This is a genomic window from Erwinia sp. 9145, assembly GCF_000745075.1.
Taxonomy (GTDB): Bacteria; Pseudomonadota; Gammaproteobacteria; order Enterobacterales; family Enterobacteriaceae; genus Erwinia; species Erwinia oleae.
The window spans coordinates 86,858-110,464 of the sequence record NZ_JQNE01000001.1; the positions used below are offsets into that span (position 1 = coordinate 86,858).

At 59.0% G+C, this 23,607-nt stretch carries 24 protein-coding genes; 18 read left to right on the forward strand and 6 right to left on the reverse strand.

Annotated features, from left to right (window positions below; genetic code table 11):
- Positions 1-112: 112 nt before the first annotated feature.
- Complete coding sequence (gene uvrA, locus FA91_RS00400) at positions 113-2,944, reverse strand: excinuclease ABC subunit UvrA (RefSeq protein WP_034911470.1); 2,832 nt, start codon at positions 2,942-2,944, stop codon at positions 113-115.
- Between the two features lie 288 nt (positions 2,945-3,232).
- On the opposite strand from uvrA, the gene FA91_RS00405 reads away from it, so the two are divergent.
- The gene (locus tag FA91_RS00405) at positions 3,233-3,787 is read left to right on the forward strand and encodes a single-stranded DNA-binding protein (RefSeq protein WP_034911472.1); all 555 of its coding nucleotides are present in this window, start codon (positions 3,233-3,235) and stop codon (positions 3,785-3,787) included.
- 72 nt (positions 3,788-3,859) lie between these two features.
- Here the strand turns inward: FA91_RS00405 and FA91_RS00410 are convergent, their stop codons facing one another.
- The gene (locus tag FA91_RS00410) at positions 3,860-4,798 is read right to left on the reverse strand and encodes an aromatic alcohol reductase (RefSeq protein ID WP_034911475.1); all 939 of its coding nucleotides are present in this window, start codon (positions 4,796-4,798) and stop codon (positions 3,860-3,862) included.
- An 81-nt stretch (positions 4,799-4,879) separates the two neighbouring features.
- Between FA91_RS00410 and FA91_RS00415 the strand changes: the two genes are divergently transcribed.
- Entirely contained in the window at positions 4,880-5,278 is a 399-nt protein-coding gene (locus FA91_RS00415) for a helix-turn-helix domain-containing protein (protein WP_034911478.1), read from the forward strand.
- A 6-nt stretch (positions 5,279-5,284) separates the two neighbouring features.
- On the opposite strand, the gene FA91_RS00420 is transcribed toward FA91_RS00415, so the two are convergent.
- Complete coding sequence (locus FA91_RS00420; RefSeq protein ID WP_034911479.1) at positions 5,285-6,202, reverse strand: DMT family transporter; 918 nt, start codon at positions 6,200-6,202, stop codon at positions 5,285-5,287.
- 247 nt (positions 6,203-6,449) lie between these two features.
- Between FA91_RS00420 and FA91_RS00425 the strand changes: the two genes are divergently transcribed.
- The 4 genes from FA91_RS00425 to FA91_RS00440 are packed head-to-tail and all read left to right on the forward strand — an operon-like array spanning position 6,450 to position 9,751.
- A complete protein-coding gene (locus tag FA91_RS00425; protein WP_034911482.1) occupies positions 6,450-7,286 on the forward strand; it encodes an ABC transporter substrate-binding protein in 837 nt (278 codons plus the stop codon).
- A gap of 2 nt (positions 7,287-7,288) precedes the next feature.
- A complete protein-coding gene (pxpB, locus tag FA91_RS00430; RefSeq protein WP_051936910.1) occupies positions 7,289-7,987 on the forward strand; it encodes a 5-oxoprolinase subunit PxpB in 699 nt (232 codons plus the stop codon).
- Complete coding sequence (locus FA91_RS00435) at positions 7,984-8,970, forward strand: biotin-dependent carboxyltransferase family protein (protein ID WP_034911486.1); 987 nt, start codon at positions 7,984-7,986, stop codon at positions 8,968-8,970. The genes pxpB and FA91_RS00435 overlap by 4 nt, the downstream gene beginning before the upstream one ends.
- A gap of 10 nt (positions 8,971-8,980) precedes the next feature.
- Positions 8,981-9,751 (forward strand): 5-oxoprolinase subunit PxpA, encoded by a 771-nt coding sequence (locus FA91_RS00440; RefSeq protein WP_034911489.1) that lies wholly within the window; start codon positions 8,981-8,983, stop codon positions 9,749-9,751.
- Positions 9,752-9,813: 62 nt separating this feature from the next.
- On the opposite strand, the gene FA91_RS00445 is transcribed toward FA91_RS00440, so the two are convergent.
- On the reverse strand, positions 9,814-11,016 hold the full coding sequence (locus FA91_RS00445) for a pyridoxal phosphate-dependent aminotransferase (protein WP_034911492.1): 1,203 nt from the start codon (positions 11,014-11,016) through the stop codon (positions 9,814-9,816).
- A 299-nt stretch (positions 11,017-11,315) separates the two neighbouring features.
- On the opposite strand from FA91_RS00445, the gene nac reads away from it, so the two are divergent.
- The 6 genes from nac to FA91_RS00475 all read left to right on the forward strand — a co-directional run bounded on the left by nac (position 11,316) and on the right by FA91_RS00475 (position 15,898).
- Positions 11,316-12,239: a nitrogen assimilation transcriptional regulator NAC gene (gene nac, locus FA91_RS00450; protein WP_034911494.1), complete on the forward strand. Its 924-nt coding sequence runs from the start codon at positions 11,316-11,318 to the stop codon at positions 12,237-12,239.
- Positions 12,240-12,364: 125 nt separating this feature from the next.
- Positions 12,365-12,808: an acetyl-CoA carboxylase biotin carboxyl carrier protein subunit gene (locus tag FA91_RS00455; RefSeq protein WP_034911496.1), complete on the forward strand. Its 444-nt coding sequence runs from the start codon at positions 12,365-12,367 to the stop codon at positions 12,806-12,808.
- 111 nt (positions 12,809-12,919) lie between these two features.
- The gene (locus tag FA91_RS00460; protein ID WP_034911497.1) at positions 12,920-13,672 is read left to right on the forward strand and encodes an SDR family oxidoreductase; all 753 of its coding nucleotides are present in this window, start codon (positions 12,920-12,922) and stop codon (positions 13,670-13,672) included.
- A gap of 22 nt (positions 13,673-13,694) precedes the next feature.
- A complete protein-coding gene (locus FA91_RS00465) occupies positions 13,695-14,390 on the forward strand; it encodes an amino acid ABC transporter permease (RefSeq protein ID WP_034911500.1) in 696 nt (231 codons plus the stop codon).
- 5 nt (positions 14,391-14,395) lie between these two features.
- A complete protein-coding gene (locus FA91_RS00470) occupies positions 14,396-15,151 on the forward strand; it encodes an amino acid ABC transporter permease (RefSeq protein WP_034911502.1) in 756 nt (251 codons plus the stop codon).
- Between the two features lie 9 nt (positions 15,152-15,160).
- A complete protein-coding gene (locus FA91_RS00475; RefSeq protein WP_034911505.1) occupies positions 15,161-15,898 on the forward strand; it encodes an amino acid ABC transporter ATP-binding protein in 738 nt (245 codons plus the stop codon).
- Between the two features lie 42 nt (positions 15,899-15,940).
- On the opposite strand, the gene FA91_RS00480 is transcribed toward FA91_RS00475, so the two are convergent.
- Both FA91_RS00480 and FA91_RS00485 read right to left on the reverse strand, forming a co-directional pair.
- Positions 15,941-16,729, reverse strand: a complete 789-nt coding sequence (locus FA91_RS00480) for an SDR family oxidoreductase (RefSeq protein ID WP_034911506.1) — start codon at positions 16,727-16,729, stop codon at positions 15,941-15,943.
- A 51-nt stretch (positions 16,730-16,780) separates the two neighbouring features.
- Positions 16,781-17,677, reverse strand: a complete 897-nt coding sequence (locus FA91_RS00485; protein ID WP_034918729.1) for a GntR family transcriptional regulator — start codon at positions 17,675-17,677, stop codon at positions 16,781-16,783.
- 186 nt (positions 17,678-17,863) lie between these two features.
- Between FA91_RS00485 and FA91_RS00490 the strand changes: the two genes are divergently transcribed.
- Genes FA91_RS00490 through FA91_RS00515 form a run of 6 tightly spaced genes read left to right on the forward strand, consistent with a single transcriptional unit; the run spans position 17,864 to position 23,600 of the window.
- Complete coding sequence (locus tag FA91_RS00490) at positions 17,864-18,676, forward strand: ABC transporter substrate-binding protein (protein ID WP_034911508.1); 813 nt, start codon at positions 17,864-17,866, stop codon at positions 18,674-18,676.
- 21 nt (positions 18,677-18,697) lie between these two features.
- Entirely contained in the window at positions 18,698-19,414 is a 717-nt protein-coding gene (locus FA91_RS00495; RefSeq protein WP_034911510.1) for an amino acid ABC transporter permease, read from the forward strand.
- Entirely contained in the window at positions 19,411-20,157 is a 747-nt protein-coding gene (locus FA91_RS00500) for an amino acid ABC transporter ATP-binding protein (protein ID WP_034911512.1), read from the forward strand. Before FA91_RS00495 ends, FA91_RS00500 begins: the two co-directional genes overlap by 4 nt.
- 13 nt (positions 20,158-20,170) lie before the next feature.
- Positions 20,171-21,346, forward strand: coding sequence for a M20 family metallopeptidase (locus FA91_RS00505; protein ID WP_034911514.1), 1,176 nt, complete (start codon positions 20,171-20,173; stop codon positions 21,344-21,346).
- Positions 21,343-22,431, forward strand: a complete 1,089-nt coding sequence (locus FA91_RS00510; RefSeq protein WP_034911517.1) for a mandelate racemase/muconate lactonizing enzyme family protein — start codon at positions 21,343-21,345, stop codon at positions 22,429-22,431. Before FA91_RS00505 ends, FA91_RS00510 begins: the two co-directional genes overlap by 4 nt.
- Positions 22,431-23,600: a Xaa-Pro peptidase family protein gene (locus FA91_RS00515; protein WP_034911520.1), complete on the forward strand. Its 1,170-nt coding sequence runs from the start codon at positions 22,431-22,433 to the stop codon at positions 23,598-23,600. Before FA91_RS00510 ends, FA91_RS00515 begins: the two co-directional genes overlap by 1 nt.
- The last annotated feature ends 7 nt before the right edge of the window (positions 23,601-23,607 follow it).

Below are 23,607 nucleotides of genomic sequence, written 5' to 3' on the forward strand. Positions count from 1 at the left end.
TCAGAGAGTGGCGAAGCGGGTATACCGAAACCTGTCTGAATCTTGCCTGATCCTGCAAGTTGATGAGGAACCGTGCAGTAAATGGGGCGAAAAACGTCGCCCCATGAGGATTTTACTTGAGTTTAAGCAAGGGCTTAAGGAAGCGAGCGGTATGCGATTCGGCGCATTTCGCCACCGTTTCCGGCGTGCCGGAAACCAGTATCTGCCCACCGCCGCTGCCGCCTTCCGGGCCAAGATCAACAATCCAGTCGGCGGTTTTAATCACGTCCAGATTGTGTTCAATCACCACAATGGTGTTGCCCTGATCTCTCAACTGATGCAGAACCTCCAGCAGTTGCTGAATATCGGCAAAGTGCAGGCCGGTGGTGGGTTCATCAAGAATATAGAGCGTCTGACCGGTGCCGCGTTTCGACAGTTCGCGCGCCAGCTTAACGCGCTGTGCTTCGCCGCCGGAGAGCGTGGTGGCTGACTGCCCCAGACGAATATACGAAAGGCCGACGTCCATCAGCGTTTGCAGCTTGCGCGCCAGCGCCGGCACGGCATCAAAGAATTCGCGCGCCTCTTCGATGGTCATCTCCAGCACTTCGTGAATGCTTTTACCCTTGTATTTAATTTCCAGCGTTTCGCGGTTATAACGTTTGCCTTTGCACTGATCGCACGGCACGTAAATATCCGGCAGGAAGTGCATCTCCACCTTAATCACGCCGTCGCCCTGGCACGCTTCGCAACGGCCGCCGCGCACGTTAAAGCTGAAGCGACCCGGCGTATAGCCGCGCGTACGCGATTCCGGCACCCCGGCGAACAGCTCGCGTACCGGCGTGAAAATGCCGGTATAGGTGGCCGGGTTGGATCGTGGCGTGCGGCCGATTGGGCTCTGATTAATATCGATAACCTTGTCGAAATGCTCCATGCCGGTTACGTCGCGGTAAGGGGCCGCCTCGGCAATGGTGGCGCCGTTTAACTGACGCTGCGCAATCGGGAAGAGCGTATCGTTGATCAACGTGGACTTGCCGGAGCCGGATACGCCGGTAATGCAGCTGAACAGGCCAACCGGCAGGGAGAGCGTGACGTCCTTCAGATTGTTGCCTTTCGCGCCGGTGATTTTCAGCACTTTGCCCGGATCGGCTTTCACCCGTTCTTCCGGTACTTTAATACCGCGCTTGCCGCTAAGGTATTGACCGGTCAGTGAATCCTTCACTGCCATGATATCGTCAACGGTTCCCTCTGCCACAATCTGACCGCCGTGCACGCCTGCGCCCGGCCCGATATCAATCACATGATCTGCCGCGCGGATCGCGTCTTCGTCATGCTCAACCACAATCACCGTGTTGCCCAGATTGCGCAGATGCACCAGCGTTTCCAACAGGCGTTCGTTATCACGCTGATGCAGGCCGATTGACGGTTCATCCAGCACGTACATGACGCCAACAAGCCCTGCGCCGATCTGGCTCGCCAGGCGAATACGCTGCGCCTCGCCGCCTGAAAGCGTTTCTGCTGAGCGCGACATCGAAAGATAGTTGAGGCCAACGTTAACCAAAAACTTCAGGCGATCGCCGATCTCTTTCAGCACCTTCTCAGCAATTTTTGCCCGTTGTCCGCTCAGCTTCATGTTCTGGAAAAACGCCATCGCATGGCCGATGCTCATATCAGAAATGGCCGGCAGCGTGGTGTTTTCCACAAATACGTGGCGCGCTTCACGCTTGAGGCGCGTACCGTGACAGCTGGTGCAGGGACGATTGCTGATAAACTTAGCCAAATCCTCGCGTACCGCGGAGGATTCCGTCTCTTTGTAGCGGCGCTCCATATTATGCAGCACGCCTTCGAACGGATGCCGACGCACCGAGGTGTCGCCACGGTCGTTGATATATTTGAACTGGATGCTCTCTTTCCCTGAGCCGTAAAGGATCACGCTTCGCGCTTTGTCATCCAGCGAATCAAAAGGGGATTCAACATCAAAATTCAGGTGTTCGGCCAGCGAACGCAGCATCTGAAAATAGTAGAAGTTGCGGCGATCCCAGCCGCGAATAGCGCCGCCCGCCAGCGACAGCTCCGGATTCTGCACCACGCGATCGGGATCGAAATACTGCTGTACGCCCAGACCATCGCAGGTCGGACAGGCGCCTGCCGGATTGTTAAATGAGAACAGGCGCGGTTCCAGTTCAGACATGCTGTAGCCGCAGACGGGACAGGCGAAGTTGGCGGAAAAGACCATCTCTTCAATGCTGGCATCGTCCATATTGGCCACAACCGCCGTGCCGCCGGAAAGCTCCAGCGCTGTTTCAAACGATTCGGCAAGTCGCTGTTGCAGGTCTTCACGCACCTTGAAGCGATCCACCACCACTTCAATAGTGTGCTTCTTCTGAAGCTCCAGCTTCGGCGGATCGGAAAGATCGCACACTTCACCGTCAATGCGAGCGCGGATATAGCCCTGCGTCGCCAGATTTTCCAGCGTTTTGGTGTGCTCGCCCTTGCGCTCTTTGACAATCGGTGCCAGCAGCATCAGGCGATGCCCTTCCGGCAGCGCCAGCACGTTATCCACCATCTGGCTAACGGTTTGCGCGGCCAGCGGAACATCATGATCCGGGCAGCGCGGTTCGCCGACGCGAGCAAACAGCAGGCGCAGGTAGTCATGAATTTCAGTGATCGTGCCCACGGTCGAGCGTGGGTTATGTGAAGTGGATTTTTGCTCAATCGAAATCGCAGGCGACAGCCCTTCGATATGATCAACATCCGGCTTTTCCATCAGGGAGAGAAACTGACGCGCATAGGCAGAAAGCGATTCTACGTAGCGACGCTGCCCTTCTGCGTACAGCGTGTCAAACGCCAGCGAGGACTTACCAGAGCCTGAAAGGCCGGTGATAACGATCAGTTTGTCGCGAGGGATGATCAGGTTGATATTTTTCAAATTATGGGTGCGGGCACCCCGTACTTCGATCTTATCCATTCACACTTCCCGGAGTTACACGAGCCTCACCGTGCGGACACGGCCAGAATTAAGCCAGTAATTATGGCACAAAATAACCTGATTGGATATACAGTGTTCTTTTGCAGGCGAGGCATGAGACGCGCGGCAACATCAGCGGAAATTTACGATCCGAGGCGGGACGCGGCCTGCAACGCTGCAAACGCGATAAACCCTTTTCGAGTGCTATTCCAAAGTAGGAAGTGCGGGTATGGCATGTTAGAATTTTCGGCTTAGACTTAAAGCAGAACATTCATCGGAGACACGACCATGGCCAGCAGAGGCGTTAACAAAGTGATTCTTGTCGGAAATCTGGGCCAGGACCCGGAAGTCCGCTACATGCCGAATGGCGGCGCCGTTGCCAACATCACCCTGGCCACGTCTGAAAGCTGGCGTGATAAGCAAACCGGCGAAACGAAAGAGAAAACTGAATGGCACCGCGTAGTGCTGTTCGGCAAGCTGGCGGAAGTCGCGGGCGAATACCTGCGCAAAGGCTCGCAGGTTTATATTGAAGGCGCGCTGCAAACGCGTAAGTGGACCGATCAGGCTGGCGTAGAAAAATATACTACTGAAGTTGTCGTCAATATTGGCGGCACCATGCAGATGCTGGGCGGACGCCAGAACGGCGGCGGCGCTGGCGCACCGGCTGGCGGCGGCAATAACAACAACGGCTGGGGCCAGCCGCAGCAGCCGCAGGGCGGCAGCAACCAATACAGCGGTGGTGGTCAGCAGCAGTCCCGTCCACAGCAACAGCCGCAGCAGCAGAACAACGCCCCGGCGGGCAACGAGCCGCCAATGGATTTTGACGACGATATTCCGTTCTGATCCCGTTTAATGCTTCTCGTATGCGCTTTGAACAACCCCGCTTCGGCGGGGTTTTGTTTGTCTGAGCGCCGGTTAGCTGTCGTGCTGATCGGCAAGCCACTGTTCAGCGGTCATGGTCGCTATTCCGTGCCGTGCGTTAAAGGTCTCCGACTTATCCCATGCCACACCGTCAGGGCGCGCAAAGGCGAGGCGGTATTTTGCCGCGACGTCATCGGGGCGCACCTGCACGTCGGCGAGCAGCGTTTCTTTATCCAGCAGTTTTCGCGTGATCTCTCCCTGCCAGCGAGCCTGCATTAAATCGGCCAGCGCGCGATAGGTCAGCGTATCGCCCGCGATGTACACCACTTCATTACGAATTTCTGGCTGATGGAAAAATATCTCGGCGGTCAGCATGCCAATATCTTCTGGCGTGGTCAGCGTGACCGCATTCTGCCAGTCGCCAGGGGCGTAAACGGTTTTGTTCGCTGCATCCACCACGCCGAAAGCGGGATCAAACAGATAACTGGTAAAAATTCCCGTTGAAACAATCACCCAATCCGTCTCGCGCTGTGCGCGCAGCAGGTGGCGCACCTCCAACTGCTCATCCCATACCTGCTGCCCACTGCCTTTGCCCACCGCGTCGTAGTCAACGCCAAACTGCCAGGGAAAATAGCGCGGCACGTTCGCCTGTAATACGGCCTGGGTGATCTTTATTTGCGTTCCCGGCCCGCCAACAAAGCCGCTGCAATTAATGACTGCATCAAACGAGCGGAAAAGCGCGCTCAGTTCAGCAACAGACTGCTGCTGTAAATCGCCCTCTACCACCGAAATATTCAAATCCGCCAACGCGTCACGCCGCGCTTTTTGCGAGCCGGACGCGGCATGGTCGGCGTGTGTTCTGAGCAGCACGCTGACGGTAACCTGTGAATGGCTTTGCGCTTTCTGGCTCATTGCCCGCAACACCGGCATACCCAGCTCGCCGGCGCCAAGCACCAAAACAGCAATGGCTGATTTTTCAGTTGAATAGGTCATACTCCCTCCTGTTGTGTGACATCAGCCTGACACGCGATGAAAGCGTGTTCAATCAGGCACATCAGTGATACCGGAGGCGAAATGGCGTGGGATCAGGAAGCGGTACTGCAATTTTCTGAAGCGATTTGTGAAGGATTAAGCGATGACGATGATGGCCTGAAGCGGGATATTCTCACCCATGCGGGCAACCGCTGGTCGCTGGGCGTGGTGCATCTTCTGGGCACCCGCGGGCCACTGCGACACGCGGAAATCGGCCGTTTGCTGCAAGGCGTCACGCAGAGAATGCTGACGCGAACGCTGCGCCAGCTGGAGCGGGACGGCCTCATCGCCCGCCACGATTTTCAGGAAAAGCGGCCGCGCGTGGTCTATTCCATCACCGATCTGGGTAAAGAATTACTGATTCAGATGCTGCCGCTTTGGCACTGGATCATCGGTTCGGCCGATCGTTTCCGCGCCGCCAGAGCGCGATATAACGAATAACGGGCGTCAGGTGGAACGCATCAAATGGCCTCGTCGCTGGCGGCGATCGCTCCAGACAGCAAAGATCCCGGCCAGCGCGACGATTGAGGCGCCCACCAGCGTTGCCGGGCCTGGCAGACTGCCCAGGAACAGATAGCCAATGACCATCGACCACACCAGCGTGGTGTAATCAAACGGCGCCAGCAAAGAGGCGTCGGTATAACGCAGGCTGAGCGTCACCAGTATCTGCGCCATGCCGCCAAAAAAACCACATCCCGTCAGCAATAAAAACTGCGCTGGCGTGGGCATGCGCCAGCCGAACAGCGCCGTCGCCAGACCAATCAGCGTGGTCATCAGGGAAAAATAGAACACAATGGCACCGGGTTTCTCCATGCCGTTAAGAAAACGGATCTGAACGCTTGAGGTGGCGGAACAGAGCGCGGCGATCAGCGCGAAGACGGCACCAATTCCCGCGCCAGCGTGCGCGCCACCGGCAGAGAAAAAAGAGCTTCCTGCGGTTAAATTTGCCGAAAGCATGATGATAATGCCGGAAAAACCCACCACAACGGCGATCCAGCGGGCGAGGCGAACGCTCTCTTTTAACAGCAGGGCCGCCATAATGACGGTAAACAGCGGCGCGGCATAGCTGATGGCGGTGGCGTCCGCCAGCGAAATATAAACCAGCGCCAGATAGTTGAAGTACATTCCGCCGGTGCCGGAAAAACCACGAATAAAGTGGCCGAAAATATTGCGTGTTTTCAGGCTCTCCAGGACTTTTCCCTGCATTTTTAACCAGACCAACAGGGGAAACATGGCGACAAATGAGCGGAAAAAAATCACTTCGCCGGTTGGAATGGCGCCCTGTAAACCCTTAACGCACGCGAGCATTAATGTTGCGCATAACGCAGAGACTATTTTCAGGGAAACGCCCACTCTGGCATTCATGAATAGCTTACCTTCGGATTGGGGAGAGGCGGTTGCAACACCGTATTAAGGGCTACCTTAGAGGGTAAAAAAGCGGAGCGGATAAGAGTATTTTGTTTTCGCCGGATAGATTTTACTTATTACCCGTCTTTCATCGGCTGTCATATAAATCCTGTATCTCCCTACAGGCTTTCCCTCTTACCCTGGCCTGATCCAATCTCGATATAGTCATTTTTCATCCTGTAAAAGCGATTGAGGGTAAACAGCAATGAGACTCAAATATGGCTCCTGTGCACTGGTATTGCCGCTGTTCCTGGCGATGACGTCCGCTAAAGCGGATGCGCTGTCGGATATTAAATCGCGTGGCGAATTAAAATGCGCCGTTTACTCTGACGTGCCGCCTTTCTCTTCGCCCGATCCGAAAACGCGTCAGCTGGCGGGCATGGACGTTGATCTTTGTGGTGCGCTGGCCAGACAGATGGGCGTGAAGCTGCAACTGATGCCGACCTCGGTCGAGGCGCGCATCGCGGTCATTGCCACCGGTCGCGCCGACGTGCTGATTGCTAACCTGGCCTACACCAAAACGCGCGGCAATCAGATTCAGTTCAGCGATCCCTATTACGTTGCCAAAGAGATGCTGTTGGTCAAGGAAGCGAACGCCAATAAAACCCTGGCGGATTTTAAACATAAACGCATCAGCGCCACCAAGGGCACGACCTCCGAGCAATCTATCGTGCTGAAAGGCGGCAAGCCGGTAACGTTCCAGGACGCCGCCTCTGCTTTCCTGGCGCTGGAGCAAAACAAAGCCGTCGGTTTTGTCACCAATACCATGACCGGCATGAAAATGATTTCGCAGGCGAAAAAAGACGGCATCAACCTCGCGATGATCAAAGAACCCATGGCGCTCGAACCGATCGGCATCGGGATGAAGCGTGATGAACCGCAGCTGCTCGCCAGCGTCAACAGCAGTCTGAAAGCCATGGACGATAACGGCACCATCGACAAAATATGGAACAGCTGGATTGGGCCTGATACCGAATACAAGATGGTGCGGGAAGAGCGCGTTCAGCCGCTTTCCAGCCTGAAATTCGAACCGCTGGAATAATCATGGATGTGCTGCATGAATTAACGGCGCGACGTGCGACGACAGGGGAAGACGAGATGAGGCTGTCGACCATGGGCAGCCGCGCATGGCTGATCGAGGCGCCCGGCGCGTTCGATCTCCCCGCGCAGCGGCGTATCTGGTCGCTGGCGCAAACGCTGACGCAGTGCGACGACATCGAAGCGTTAATCCCCGGGGTGACCAACCTGCTGGTGCTGTTCTGCGCCACACCAGACGATCCGGCAGCCACAGAACGCCGCCTGCGCCATGCCTGGCGCACCACGAAAGCGATCGATCCACAGGGCAAGCTGATTGAGATCCCGGTTTGTTACGGCGGCGAGCAGGCTACCGATCTGGAGGCGGTCTGCCGCCATACCGGCTTTTCTCCGCGTGAAGTGATCCGCCGACATCATCAGGGATGTTACACCGTCTTTGCGATTGGCAGCGCACCGGGGTTTGGCTACCTGCACGGGCTGGACCCGCTGCTGGCGACGCCGCGTAAAAAAGTGCCCTCGCTTCATATGCTGAAAGGCACCGTGACCATTGGCGGCCCTCAGGCGGGCGTGTCGGCGCTGACCGGCCCCAACGGCTGGAATGCGATTGGCTATGCGGAGATCGAGGTGTTTGATCCCCACGCGGCATCGCCTTCGCTGATGGCGCCGGGCGATACGATTCGTTTTGTTCCCGAGAGGATTGAACTGTGATTGAGATCGTGCAAAGCGCTGCCCTGAATACCGTGCAGGATGCAGGTCGCACCGCCTGGCGCCATCTGGGCGTGTCGGTGAGCGGCGCGATGGATGCGCTGGCGCTGCGTGCGGGCAATATTCTGTTGGGCAATGCGGAAAATGCGGCGGCGGTGGAGGTGCAGATGTTTCCTTTTCGCGTCCGTTTTCAGTCAGATACCTGTTTTGCCCTCACCGGCGCGGACTGTCGCGCGCGGCTGGATGGCGTCGAGCTGCCGGCCTGGTGGGCCTGTAATGCGCGGGAAGGACAGACGCTGGAACTGCATTATCCACGCAGCGGCGCGCGAGGTTATCTCTGCATTGCCGGCGGCATCGACGTACCCACGGTACTGGGATCGCGCAGTACCGCCCTGCGCGGCGGTTTCGGCGGGCTGGAAGGCCGAACGCTCCGGCAGGGCGACGTGCTGAAGGCGGGCACAAGCGCTGTCCGGTCGCTGCCTGCCTGCGGCATGGGCATTGAGCCGCCGGAGCAGGCGTTGCATGCTGCTTTCCCGCGCAGCGACGAGGGAAGGGTGCAGGTGCGTGCTATCCCTTCCGGTGAATATGCGCTGTTTGCCGCCGATGCGAAACGTTTCTGGCAGCAGCCGTGGAAAGTCTCCCTGCAAAGCAACCGCACCGGTTACCGCCTTTCGGGGGAACCTGTTCTGCCTGCGGAAAGCGTGGAACTACGCTCTTATGGGCTGATCCCCGGCATTGTTCAGGTGCCGCCCGCCGGTGAACCCATCATTCAACTCAGTGACGCCAACACGGCAGGCGGTTACCCGAAAATTGCCTGCGTCATTGAAGAAGATCTGTGGCGACTGGGACAGGTTCAACCGGGGCAGTCCATCCAGCTGGTGCAAAGCGACGCGCAGGGAGCCGTTACCGCGCGAAAAGCGATGGAGGGCTGGCTGCAACGGCTGCGTGACAGTATTACGCCTTTTAAAAACGTGGTGGGTTTATAAGGAAACGAAAATGAAGATTGATGTCAATTCCGACATGGGAGAAGGCTTCGGCGTTTATCAACTCTGTGATGACGCCGCGCTGATGAACGTGGTGTCTTCCGCCAATATCGCCTGCGGCTTTCATGCGGGCGATCCCGCCATCATGACGCGTATGGTAAAGCTGGCGAAAGCGCGCGGCGTCGGTATTGGCGCGCATCCCGGACTGCCCGATCGTCAGGGCTTTGGCCGCCGCGAACTGCCCTTTTCGGCCGAAGAGATCTGCCAGCAGGTGGCTTATCAGGTGGGCGCGCTGAGCGCGATTGCCCGCGTGGAAGAAACGCGCGTGGCGCACGTCAGCTTTCATGCTGCGATGGGCAACATCATCAACCGCGACGCGGCGCTGGCGCGGCAGGTGATGCAGACGCTCGCGCGCATTGACGATAGCCTGATCGTTTTTTCTCAATCCGACACGCTTATTGAACGCGCAGCCATAGCGGCCGGTCTGCAAAGTCTGACGCTGTTTCTGGCCGATCGCGCTTACAACGCGCAGGGAGGGCTGGTGCCGCGTGGCATTGCCGGTTCGGTGATCAATGAGGAGCTGGCGGTGCGCGCTCGCGTGCGACAGTTCCTGGAGAAGGGCACGGTGACCACCTTTGAGGGCGATACGCTGGCAATCCGCGCGCGTTCTGTCCTGATCCACAGCGATACGCCCGGTTCCGTTGAGCTGGCAATGTTAGTGCGTAGCGAAATCGAAGCCTGTGGCGGCAGCATCGCCCCGGCGGCTGAGGTACTGGCGCAATAGCGCCGTCAATCCTTCCCTTCATACAGTAAACCGGCGCCGCATGCGGCGCCGGCTGCCGTGATTTACTGACAGCCTGCGCAAAATGCGGCGATGCGATCGCAGCCGGTTTGCAGGCGTTCCATGCTGGTGGCATATGAGAGACGGAAGTACGGGCTCATGCCGTATGCTGCGCCCTGCACCGTCACCACGTGTTGCTCCTCAATCAGCGCCAGGACAAAGTCGGTGTCGCTATGGATGGCGCGGCCGCCCGCGCTGGTTTTGCCGATCAACGCCGCCATATTGACGAACAGGTAAAACGCACCCTGCGGGCGGTGACAGTGCAGGCCGGGTATCTCTGCGAGCCGCGCCAGCACGTAGTCGCGACGTTCGCGATAGATTGCCGCGCGCGCCGTTAATAGATCCTGCGGCCCGTCCAGGACGGCAACCGCCGCCGCCTGCGTCAGGGTCGTCACGCCACCGCTGTTCTGCGTGTTCACATTGCTCATGGCGGTGATCAGCGGCAGCGGGCCGCCGCAAAAACCTAAGCGCCAGCCGGTCATCGAGTAGGCTTTGGACACGCCGTTAACCGTCAGCACGCGCTCACGCAGGCGCGGTTCAACCTGTGCCAGCGTCCAGAACGTCACGTCGTCATACAGCAGATGTTCATAAATATCATCAGTCAGAACCCACACCTGCGGATGGCGCAGCATCACCTCGCCCAGCGCCAGCAGCTCATCGCGGGTCGCCACCGAGCCGGTGGGGTTACTGGGGTAGTTAAGCAGCAGCCATTTGGTTTTCGTCGTAATGGCGGCATCAACGTCGGCGGGCAGCGGTTTAAAGCCATTCTCTTCACGACAGGCGACCGGCACCGGCGTGCCGCCGGCAAACTTTACAATATCGGCGTAGCTGATCCACGACGGCGTTGGGATCACCACTTCATCGCCCGGATTGAGGGTGGCCATCATGGCGTTAAAGATGATCTGTTTGGCGCCGCCAGCGGTCAGGATCTGATTGATTTCATAATGCAATTCGTTATCGCGCAGAAATTTACGCTGGATTGCCGCGCGCAGCGCAGGCGTGCCGTCAGTCGGCGGATAGCGGGTATCACCCGCACGTGCGGCGGCATAGGCCGCCTCAATTGCATGCTCTGGCGTGGGGAAATCAGGTTCGCCGGTGGAAAGCCCCACGACATCCACGCCCCGGGCGGTGAGGTCGCGCGCTTTTTGGGTCATGGCGACGGAGGCAGAGACGGCAACATTCTTCAGACGATCGGCAATATCAGGCATGGGGCAGCATTCCGGGTTGCAGGGTCAGCAAAAAGCCGCGCGGCGAAGCGGTTCCGCGGCAGGGAGTAACAGAGGATAGAGCGGGGCAGAGTTCGGCCGTTAATAGTGCTTTGTTGTGGCGACATAACACAATGCGATAGCTGATGGCCTCAAAATGCACCCGAATGGTGCGATGGGCGCGCGCTGAAGGTATTCCCGGGGGATGAAACGCCATCACCACGGCGCTTTGGACGTAAATGACATTTCTGGCACCGATCTTGCGTTAACAATCAGACCCGCACTGAATCGGAAGCCTGTCCATGAATCTTCGTCGTCTGAAATATTTCATTAAAATCGTCGATGTTGGCAGCCTGACGCAGGCAGCTGACATTTTGCATATTGCGCAACCGGCGCTGAGCCAGCAGCTTGCCACGCTGGAAGGCGAGGTCAGACAACAGCTCTTAATTCGCACCAAGCGCGGCGTCACGCCGACTGAAGCCGGCAACATCCTTTATACCCACGCGCAGGCGATTTTGCGCCAGTGCGATCAGGCGCAGAGCGCCATTGACGGGGCGGGGCAAGCCCTCAGCGGCCATGTCTCCGTCGGGCTCGCGCCCGGCACCGCCGCACAGCAGCTGGCACTGCCGCTGATGGTTGAAGTGCAGCGCCAGTATCCGGGCATCGTGCTCTATTTCAACGAAAATTTCGGCACGACGCTGAGCGAGCTGATCATGAACGGTCGTATGGATATGGCGGTGATTTATGACAATCGCGATATTCACGGCCTGCGTTTTATCCCGCTGATGAAGGAAGACCTGTGCTTTGTCTGCCCGCGCGCGCTTGGCGAGCCAATGCGGGAAATTTCGCTTGCCAGTGCGGCAAAGTACGATCTGTTTCTGCCGCGTATTTACAACATTATGCGCAAGGTGGTGGACGACGCGTTTGTACGGCAGGGGCTGCAATACCATGTGAAAACGGAAATTGAGTCGCAAACCACGCTTAACGCCGCGCTGGCGGCGGGAATGGGCTGTACGATCATGCCTGAGTCGGCGGCGCGCGCGATGCTGAAAGCGGCCGATGCGTGGATGGCGAAAATTGTGGAGCCTGACGTGCAGGCGTCGCTGTCCTTCTGCATGTCCGATCATTTGCCGCTCTCTCAGCCTGCGGAGGCGGTAAAAGCGATACTGCTGTCGCTGATGGCGAACCGCACCGTGGACAACCGACCGCTGGCGTTGGCGGGATAATAAGTCGCGCTTATCACCTTAAAGCGAAACCCTCTTACGGACGACAGTAACGCGCACGCTAGAGTGAAGGCTCTGGCGCGCGTCTGAGCCACGCGCTGACACTACCTGCACGCGATGGAACCCCCATGAATCAAGACGCAATTGCCTTAAAAGAGTTACGCCAGCTGGCGCGCAAGATGAATGTCGCCGGTTTGCAGGAGCTGGAGTGGCGCAGCGGGCGCGTATCGATCCGGTTGCGATTTCCTGAGCGCAGCCTTCTGCCGTCTTTACCGTCAGCAGACGAGACGCCGGTGACGGATTCGCCGACCTTAACACCGGTTTGCGCGCCGATGCCGGGTCATATCGTTCTTTGCCATCCCAGCCACGGCGAGGCGTATGTGCAGCCCGGTCAGCAAGTAAAGCAGCATGATTTGCTGGCGCTGGTGAAAGTGGGGCCGTTTTACCTGCCGCTACGCAGCCCGGCAGCGGGGACGCTGGTCGCCATCCAGGTCGAACCGCTTGAGCGGGTGGAATATGGTAGCGAGATCATGATGTTGGCGCTGAACAGTGAAGCCGAAACGTCGTTATAAGACCCCCTTATCGCCTCACATCATTTACGTCTTATACCCGCCGGACATAACTGAATAAAGTCAAATAACCCACAGCACGGGCAGAACGACTGCCGCAACAGGAGAAGCAACATGCCGTTTTCAGATTACAAAGTGGCGCTGGTCACGGGCGCATCGGCCGGAATGGGGGAAGCCATCGTCGAACGTTTGTGTCAGGAAGGCATTACGGTGCATGCGGTGGCGCGTCGTCAGGAGCAGCTGGCGGCGCTGGCGGATCGCACCGGCTGCATTCCTCACGCGGTCGATGTTGCCGATCTCTCCGCGCTGACCGCGCTCTGTCGCGATCTCGAGGTCGATATTCTGATCAACAACGCGGGCTTATCACATCCCGGATCGATTCTGGATGCCGATGAAGACGTGGTGAATACGCAGGTGGACGTCAATCTGCGCGCGGTGCTGCACCTGTGCCGTTTGCTGGTGCCGGGCATGGTGGCGCGCGATCGCGGGCATGTCTTCAACATTACCTCTATCGCCGCCATCTACAACTTCAATGGCAACTCCGTTTATCACGCCACCAAGGCTGGCGTACACGCGCTGTCGCGACAGCTACGCGTTGACTGCTACGGCAAGCGGGTGCGTATCACTGAAATTTGTCCGGGCCGCGTGGCGACGGACATTTTCGGCAACGTCTCCGGCGATCACGATGACGCGCGCCGCCGTTTCATTGACGGCTTTGAACTGCCGCAGGCAAAAGATATCGCCGACTGCGTGGCGTTTGCGCTGGCGGCGCCGGTGGCAGTAAACATTGGCAATATTGAGATCACGCCGACGCTACAGGTTCCCGGTGGGCTATCCACAATGCGGCCGGGCGATCGCGATCTCTGATCTTCCAACAAGAGGACTTCCTGTGGCACTTGATTTCAGCGCCGTACTGACCGGCCCGTTCAGCCAGCTAATTGTTGAGGGCATAGTGACCACCGTGGAACTGGCGGCAGGTGCGTGGCTGCTGGCCATGTTCATGGCGCTGCTGCTGGTGGTCATCCGCCTGACGCATTATCGTGCCGCGCAGTGGTTTGTTGCCGCCTGGGTCTCCTGGCATCGCAACGTGCCCACGCTGATTCAACTGATGATGTGGTACTTCGCCATTCCAACGCTGCTGCCGGAAGCGGTACAGATGTGGATTAATGAATTTAACGCGGAGTTTCTGTTCTCACTGTTTGCGTTGGGATTGTGTCAATCCGCCTATTTTTCTGAAGATATTCGTAGCGGCTTGCGCGCCATTCCTGACGGGCAGACCGAGGCGGCCAGAGCGCTGGGCATGGGCTACGTTCGCGCCATGCGGCTGGTCATACTGCCGCAGGGCATCCGTAATGCGCTGCCGTCGATTATCAACCACACCGTGCTGCTGTTTAAAAACACCAGCCTGGCGATGGTGATTGGCGTGGCGGAACTGACTTACGTCACGCGCGATATTGAAAACCAGACCTTCCGCACCTTTGAAGCGTATGCCGTCGCGACGATCGGCTATCTGGCGTTTTCACTGATGCTGATGGGTATCGGTGCGCTGTTGGCGCGTCGCTTCCAGCGCGCGTATGCGAGGTAACAAGCATGTCAGATTTCTTCACCATTCTGCACGACAACGGCATGCTGTTCCTGATGGGACAATATCCCAGCGGGCCACTGGGCGGCGTACTCTGCACGCTGCTGATCTCCCTGCTGGCGGTGCTGTTTGCTTTTCCGGTCGGCGTGATGCTGGGGCTGCTGCGTCTGTCGCCGTGGCGCTGGCTGGCCTGGCCCGCCGCCTGCTGGGTGTACCTGCTGCGCGGCATCCCGCTCCTGATGGTGGTGTTCTGGACCTATTTCTGCGTGCCGCTGCTGATCGGCCACAACATCAGCGGCTTCGCCACCATGCTCTGTACGCTGGTTATTTATGAAAGCGCCTATATTGCCGAGATCGTTCGCGGTGGTATTCAGGCGCTGCCGCAGGGTCAATATGAGGCCTCACGGGCGATGGGCATGGGTCATATCAAGGCGTTGCGGCTGGTTATTCTGCCGCAGGCGCTCTACAACACATTGCCGAGCCTGGTCAGCCAACTGGTCTCGATCATTAAAGACAGCACCCTCGGTTATGTGATCAACGTGCCCGAACTCACCTACGCCGCCAACCAGGTGAGCAATCAGTTGTTAACCAAACCTTTCCAGGTGTTCGCCATCGTCGCGCTGGGATACTACATCATTAATTTCAGCCTGACTTGGCTGGCGAATCGCCTCGAAACGCAGATCGCCACCCGGCGTCGTAATGCGCATCCGAACGCAGGCGATATCGCCGCGCCGCTGGTTCTCACCAAAACCCAATCGCAATAAGGAGCAACCATGCGTCCGATGATTCTGTTCAATCAGGTAAACAAGTGGTACGGCAACTATCAGGCACTGACCAATCTGAGCGCAGAGATCAAACCTGGCGAAGTGGTGGTGGTGTGCGGGCCGTCCGGCTCCGGTAAATCCACGCTGATCCGCACCGTCAACCGGCTCGAGCCGATTGAGCAGGGTGAAATTCTCTTCGACGGCATCAATATTCACGGCAGCAGCACGCGTCTGAATCAGCTACGCACGCGCATTGGCTTCGTGTTCCAGAACTTCAATCTTTTTCCGCACGTCTCGGTGCTGGAAAACATCATCATGTCGCCGGTGAAAGTATTGGGCGTCAGGCGCAGCGTTGCCCGGCAGCACGCGGGCGAACTGCTGGAGCGCGTCGGCCTGTCACACAAAGCCGATGCCTATCCGGCGCAGCTGTCGGGCGGACAGCAGCAGCGTGTTGCCATTGCGCGGGCGCTGGCAATGAAACCGCCGGTCATGCTGTTTGATGAGCCGACTTCGGCGCTGGACCCGGAAATGGTTGGCGAAGTGCTTAACGTGATGCGCGGGCTGGCGCAGGAAGGCATGACTATGATGTGCGTAACGCATGAAATGAATTTTGCGCGCGATGTTGCGGATACCATCTGGTTTATGGATCAGGGAGAAATTCTGGAGAAATCAACGCCGGATAAATTCTTTACTGCGCCCCAGCATGCGCGCGCCCGGCGTTTTTTAAACGACCTTCTGTCCCACTAACGCAGAAGCGGGCGTGGTGTAAACCGCCCGCGTTAGCCCCTCTTAAAACACCGAAGGGATCAGTCCGCCATCCACCCGTAACACGCTGCCGGTGATGTAGGCGGCCTGCTGGCTGGCAAGGAATGCGGCGGCGGCGCCGTACTCCTGCGGGTCGCCGTAGCGCCCGACCGGGATGGTCTGGCGACTTTTCTCCGCCACGTCTCCGGCGGTGCTGTTCTCCCGCTCTGCTTTTATCGCATCAAGCTGATGTACGCGATCGGTGGCGATGCGTCCCGGCACCATCACATTCACCGTAATGCCGTCGGCGGCCACTTCACTGGCCAGCGTTTTTGACCAGCCGAGCAGGCTCATGCGCAGTGCATTGGAGAGCGCCAGATTGGCGATAGGCGCGATCACGCCTGAGGAGGTGGTGGTGATCACGCGGCCCCAGCCGCGCTGGCGCATGGCAGGCAAAACGCGGTCGGTCAGCTCGATAAGCGATCCCACCATCAATCCAAACTGCTGCTGCCAGCGCTCGGCATCTGTTCCCTGCGCGCGCGCAGGCGGCGGGCCGCCGGAGTTGTTAACCAGAATCTCCACGTCGCCCCAATGCTGGTGGATGGCGTTCAGCGTCTGGTCAAAGTCCGCCGGTGCCGCCAAATCCAGTGTCCATGCATGGGCGGTGCCGCCCTGCTGCTCAATGAGCGAGACGGTTTCCGCCAGTTTTTCCCTGCTGCGTCCGGTCACTGCGACATACGCGCCTTCCTGCGCCAGAGAAAGGGCGATAGCGCGGCCAAGGCCGCTCCCTGCGCCGCAGACGAGCGCGACGCGTTGTTTGATTTGCAGATCCATTATCTCTCCTGTTTGTTTTTTCAGAAGCAGATAATGCAAAAAGGGTGCCGTTTAGTCTCTGGCGACTTTTACCACCACCTGATCGTAAGCGGATTGCAGATGGTCGCGCATGCGCATAGCGGCTTCATCCAGTCTGTTTGCGCGTATGGCATCAAGGATGGCCACATGCTCTTCGCACCACTCTTTGACGCGGCGTTTGTTGTGATAACTGCCGAATTCCAGCAGCCGACGCAGGCGGTTTTGCTGCTGTACGGCCTGAAGAACAAAGGGGTTGTCGCTTGCTTCCGCCAGCATCTCGTGGAAAGAGGCATCGGTTTCAAAGATGTGCTTCGCCGGAACCTGAGTAATATCGGGATGCGTAATCAGCCACAGATGGCGTGCGCGAATGCGCTTCAGCGTTTGTCTGTCGAGCCGAAACTGTGGAGACAGCAGCGCGGCAGGCTCAATCATCAGGCGAAAGCCATAGCCGTTGCGCAGCGCGATTTCGGAGTTCAGCGTCTGAAGAAATCGCCAGCCGTGGCCCGCATTACGGGCGATCAGCCCGTCCTCCGCCAGCCTGAGCAGCGTGCGCGTCAGCACGCCGCGATCCGCCTCGTAGCGCTGGGCGATCTCCGTCTGGTTAAACGTTTCCGGCAGCGCGCCGGCGATACGTTCCCGCACCAGTTGCTCATAGAGCGCCTGATCGTTACTGATCGGCTGCTCAATCGCCAGGCGCTCAAGTTCGTCGCCGCTCTTTAACAGGAAAAATCCCTGATTAGGCCTGGCTTCCACCGCGCCCAGCAGCGTGAGCTCTTTCAGTCCGGCGCGTATCGGCGTGCGGGAAACGCCGAGCGCGTCGGCCAGCGGTTGTTCACGCAAATGATGACCTGGATCGAATCTTGCTTCATAGATCAGGTCAAGTATTTGTCGGGCGATCCGGCGACTGCTTGCGGAAGAGGCAGACTGCATGAGTAAGATGTCCTGAAATGTATTTATTTGTTCATTAAGTACGATATCACAGGCAGGAGTCAGCGCGAAATAAAGCAAATTCTGCACCATTTTCGCGCACTGCTGCACATAAAAGAGGCATTTGCTGCCGCAGTGATTGTATTTAATGAGCCACAAAAACCAATCAATTTTCGCCAGGAGAAGAGCATGTCCAGACAAAATCTGATGTTTCGTCACGTTGCCGGACTGGGTTTGATGCTGTGTGCATTAACGCCGTTCGCCAGTCAGGCCGCCGAAAGCGTCGCGCCCGGCAAGCTCACCTACGGTACTGCCGCCACCTTTATGCCTTTTGAGTACGTCAAGGACGGGCAGCTGACCGGCTTTGATATCGATCTGATTAACGCGCTGAGCAAACACATTAACCTGACCCCGGCGCCCATGCAGATGGAGTTCAAAGGGCTGATCCCTGCGCTTCAGGGCAAGCGCCTGGACGTGATCAACTCGGCCATGTACGTCAATCCGACGCGCGCCGCGCAGGTGGATTTTGTGCCTTACCTGAAGATCGGCAGCCGCGTGGTGGTGCGTAAAGGGAATCCGGCCGGCATCACCGGCCGCGATCTCTCTCTGTGCGGTAAAAACGTGGTGGTCACGCTGGGCGGCATCGAAGAGAGCCAGGCGCGCGAGGACAATAAAAAATGTCTGGCGGCGAAAAAAGAGGCCATCAACGTGATGACGTTCCCGGCCGCCACCGACTCCGCTGTGGCGGTGGCGCAGGGCCGTGCCGATGCGGAGTTTCTCTCCACGCCGGGCACGGTAGCGCTGCTGACCGAAAAACCGGGCGTCTTTGAAGCGGTTGGCCCGGAATTCGAAGCCGATACGCAGATCGCCTTTGCGGTACGCAAGGGCGACAGCGAAACCCGCGCTCAGCTTGAGAAAGGGCTGAAGGCGCTGGTGAAAGACGGCACTTATAAGCAGCTTATCGAGAAATGGCGCTTCCCTGAATCGGTCGCCATTTTCTAAAGCCGCTACCCGGAGAATGTTATGTCAATAGAGTTAATGTGGCAGTACGTCATCTCACCTTCCTTCCTTGAAGGCGCGTGGATGACGCTGTTGATCACTATCAGCGCGCTGCTGTGCGGCGTGGTGCTGGGTCTGGTGCTGGCGCTGCTTCAGGAGTCGCGATTCCGCGCCGCGCGCGGCCTGGCCTTCTTTTACCTGTGGCTGTTTCGCGGGACGCCGGTGCTGTTTCAAATCATCTTCGTTTACAACGTGCTGCCCGGTTTTGGCATCCGCTTCTCGGCGTTTACCTGTGCCATCCTGGCGCTCTCGCTCAACGAAGGCGCCTACATGGCGGAAATACTGCGCTCCGGTCTTCAGGCGGTGAAAAGCGGCCAGCGCACGGCGGGCATGGCGCTGGGGATGACCAACGCGCAGATCATGCGCAAGGTGGTTCTGCCGCAGGCGGCGCGAATTGTGCTGCCGCCGATGGGAAACCAGATGATCAGCATGCTGAAATCCAGCGCGCTGGTGTCGGTGATTGCGGTGCAGGAGCTGCTGCTGATCGCCAACCAGACCGCCAGCGCCAGCTTTCGCTACTTCGAAGCGCTGTGCGCGGCGGGCATCTACTACCTGCTGCTGACCACCCTTTTTATGATTTTCCAGTCGTGGCTGGAGCGTTCGCTGGATCCGAAACAGCGTCGGCGCAAAAGCCAGTCCGGTAAAACTGCGCTGCCGGAACCGGCACGGGAGGCGTCATGAGTATTGATAACAAACCGCTGCTGGAACTGGCCGGTATTGATAAAGCCTTCGGGCGGCAAATCGTGCTGAAAAACTGCTCGCTCAGCGTTCGACGCGGAGAAACGGTGGTGCTGATTGGGCCGTCAGGCTCCGGGAAATCAACGCTGCTGCGCTGCGTCAATCTGCTGACGCCCGCCGACGGCGGCGACGTCTTCTTTAATCGCCAGAACATCAGTCGCGGCGAAGTGCCGCCGCACCAGCTTCGCCAGCGCATCGGCATGGTCTTTCAAAACTATGAGCTGTTTTCACATCTCACGGCGGCGGAAAACATCATGCTGGCGCCGATGACGGTGCTCGGCCTCAACCGCATTGAGGCGCGTAAGCAGGCGGAACATCTGTTGGCGAAGGTGCGGATCACCGACCGCGCCGATCACTTTCCCGACGAGCTTTCCGGCGGTCAGCAGCAGCGTGTGGCTATCGCGCGTGCGCTGGCGATGAAGCCGGAACTGATGCTCTACGACGAACCGACCTCGGCGCTGGACCCGGAGATGATCCGCGAAGTGCTGGACGTGATGGCGGAACTGAGCGCCGAGGGCATGACCAGCATGGTGGTGACGCATGAAATGGGCTTCGCACGCCGCGCGGCCAACCAGATCCTCTTTATGGAAGAGGGTGAAATTCTGGAACGGGCCAGCGCCAGCGACTTCTTTTCCGGCCAGGTAAGCGAGCGCGCGCGCCGCTTCCTCGATCAAATCTTACATTAATAGCGGAGTGACTATGACGACCAGTAACGTCGACAGCGTGCGCATGAAACAGAACCTGACCGCGCTGGTGGCGATCAACACCGAAAACCCGCCGGGACGCGAGCGCGAAGCGGCCGAATGCGTCGCGGGCTGGCTGGAAGAAGCCGGTTTTGACCTGTCGTTCAGCGAATATGCGCCGGGCCGTACCAACGTGACGGCAGTGCTGCGCAACGGCAGCGGGCCGTGTTTCGCCTTCAATACCCATCTGGACGTGGTGCCTGCCGGAGAAGGCTGGACCCAGGATCCTTTTACGCTCACCGAGCGGGAAGGGAAACTGTATGGACGCGGCGCCTGTGATGCCAAAGGGCCGATGGTGGCAATGATCGAGGCGCTGCGCCTGCTCTCCGCACAGCGCGACGGCTGGTCCGGCACGCTGATGGGCGTGTTCACCGCCGATGAAGAAGTGGCGAGCGAGGGCGCGAAGCATTATGTGCGCGACGCGCCGCCCGCTATCGATTTCGCGGTAATTGGCGAACCTACCTCAAACGCCACCTTTTCGGCGCACAAGGGCAGCCTGCGTCCACGCGTACGGGTAAAAGGCGTCTCCGCGCATTCGGGCACGCCGGAGCTGGGCGTCAACGCCATTTACAGTGCCGCAAAACTGCTTGGGCTGGTGGAAGAGGCGCACCACCAGCAGGTTCGCTGCCGCTGTCATCCGCTGGTGGGCAATGCCAGCCTGACCGTTACGCGGGTTCATGGCGGCCATGCCGATAACGTGGTGCCCGAAAGCTGCGAGCTGCTGCTCGATCGTCGTATGGTGCCGGGAGAAGACGAAGCGGCGGTGAAAGCGGAACTGCAACAGCTGTTGCAGACGGCGCAAACGCGCTACGGCGTGGAGGCGGAGATCGTCGCCTGGCAACCCACTACCGGCGGCGCCACCGAAACCGACAGCGCGGAAGCGATTGTGCAGGCGAGCCTCGACGCCTGTCGTCGCTATGGCCAGCCGGATCCGGGGCCGTTTGGTTTTCAGGGCGGCTGCGACCTGGTGCACTTTCGTACGCTTGGCGCGAAAGGCGTGGTGATCGGCCCCGGCTCGCTGGCGGTGGCGCACAAGCCGGATGAGTTCGTGCCCATTGAGGAATTTATCGCTGCCGCCTCTATCTATCGGGCGATTGCGCTGGCGATGCTGCCCGTGGAGGCGGCATCGTGAAGGCCAGACTCTGGCGGGGCGATCTTCACTACGCGGGCGTCACGCTGCATACCGCCGCGTCCGGGGCGATTAACGCGCTGGATACCCTGTGGCTGACGCTTGACGATGACGGCGCGCAGGGCGTTGGCGAGGTGCGACTGAATATTCAGTATCTGCATGGCTACAGCGAAACGCAGGTGCTGAATAACGTTCAGCAGTACCTGGCGCGCCGGAACGGGACGCAGGAGATTGCCGCGCAGCTGGCGGCGGTGCATGCGCCGGACAGCGGCCTGCTGACGCCCTCGCGAATGCTGCTGGAGATGGCGTTACTGGATTTGCAGGCGCGTCAGCATAACCAGCCGCTGTCGCGCTGGCTGGGCGGCGGCGCCTCACCGCTTCCTGTCGCCACCAACCAGACGCTGTTCTGGGGCAGCGACGCGCAGTTGATCGACCAGGCGGAAACCTATCTCGAACGCGGGTTTACTCAGCTCAAGCTGCGCGCGGGCGTAACGGATTTCGCCACCGATCTGCGGCGGCTGAGGCTGCTGCGCGCGCGTTTTGGCGACGCTGTCTCGCTGGCGATTGACGTCAACGGGCAGTGGTCTGTCAGCCAGGCGCAGGCGTATTTACCACAGTTAACAGCGCTGTCGCTCAGCTATGTTGAGCAGCCGCTTGCCGTTGCGGACGATGCGGCGCTGGCGGATCTCACCGCCTGCGGCATCCCTCTCATGCTGGATGAGAGCCTCAACAGCGAGGCCGCCATCGCCCGCCTGGCGGAAGCGGGCGGCGCGCTGTGGGGGCACCTCAAACTGGTGAAACTGGGGGGAATTCTACCCACGCTTGCCGCCGCACAGCGCCTGAAGGCGGCCAGCGTCCCGTTTATGATCGGCCAGATGAATGAGGGCCACGCTGCGACGGCGGCGGCCATCCAGCTTTGCCAGCGTATCCAACCTGATTTTGCCGAACTTTACGGCGCCGACGGGCTGACTGACGATGCGGTCAGCGGTCCTTTTTACCACCAGGGCTGCGTGAGCGTGCCCGATCTCCCCGGTCTGGGCGTGCATTTCGATGCCGCGCGCGCCACTTTTCTTCAGGAGTTTTTCTGATGCAACACCCCGATAATGTGATTCAGGGCAGTGAATCTGCCTTTGCGGCCGACGAGTACGCACAGCGCATCCATCGCACCCGCGAGCGGCTGAGCCAGGCAGGTATCGACGTGATGATCGTCACCGGCCCGGAAAATATCTTCTGGCTTACCGGCCAACAGACGCCAGGTTACTACACCTTCCAGGCGCTGCTGCTGCCGGTCGAGGGCGAACCCGTTTTTATTATTCGTCAACTGGAATACTTCAACTTTATCGCCAACACCTATATCAGCGACGCCGCCATCTATCAGGACGGCGACAACCCGGTGGATTTTTTAGTCGGCAAGCTGCAACAGCGCGACTGGCTGAAAAAGCGTATCGGCATTGATAAGCGCGGCTGGTTCCTGCCGATTGCGGTGTATGAAACCCTCCAGGACAAACTGGGTACGGTGGCCGATGCGGCAGGCGTTATCGAACCGCTGCGCGCGGTGAAATCCGCCGCCGAGCTGGAAAAAATCAGCATGGCCGCGCGCTACGTGGATGCAGGCATGACGGCGGGCATTGCGGCGATCCGCGCGGGCGCGGACGAAAATGCGCTGGTGTCGGCCATGATGGGTTCGGCCATTGCCGCCGGATCGGAGTACGTCGGCATGGAGCCGCTGGTTTCCAGCGGGCCGCGCACCGGCATTCCGCACGGCACCTGGCGCCGTCGCGTCTTGCAGTCCGGCGAACCTGTATTCCTTGAAATGGCTGCCGCGCACGATCGCTATCATGCGGCGCTGATGCGTTCCGCCTGGCTCGGCAAACCGCCTGCGATCGCGCAGGAAATGGAAAAAGTGTGCCAGGAAGCGCTTCAGGCGGCGCTGGACGCGATCCGCCCCGGCGCCACCTGCGAAGCGCCGCACCTTGCCTGCCAGCAGGTTATCGATCGCGCGGGCTTTACCGACAACTTCAAAAAACGCACCGGCTACTCCGTAGGCGTCTCGTTTGCGCCGGACTGGGGCGAAGGTGCAATCCTCAGCCTCTACAGCGGCGTGACCACTGAACTGCAACCAGGCATGACCTTTCACATTCCGCCCGCGCTGCGCATCTACGGCGAGTTTACCGTTGGCGTCAGTGAAACCGTGGTGGTTACCGACACCGGCTACCGTCAGTTGGGCACCCTGGCCCGCCCTCTCACTTTATTATAAGGAACCA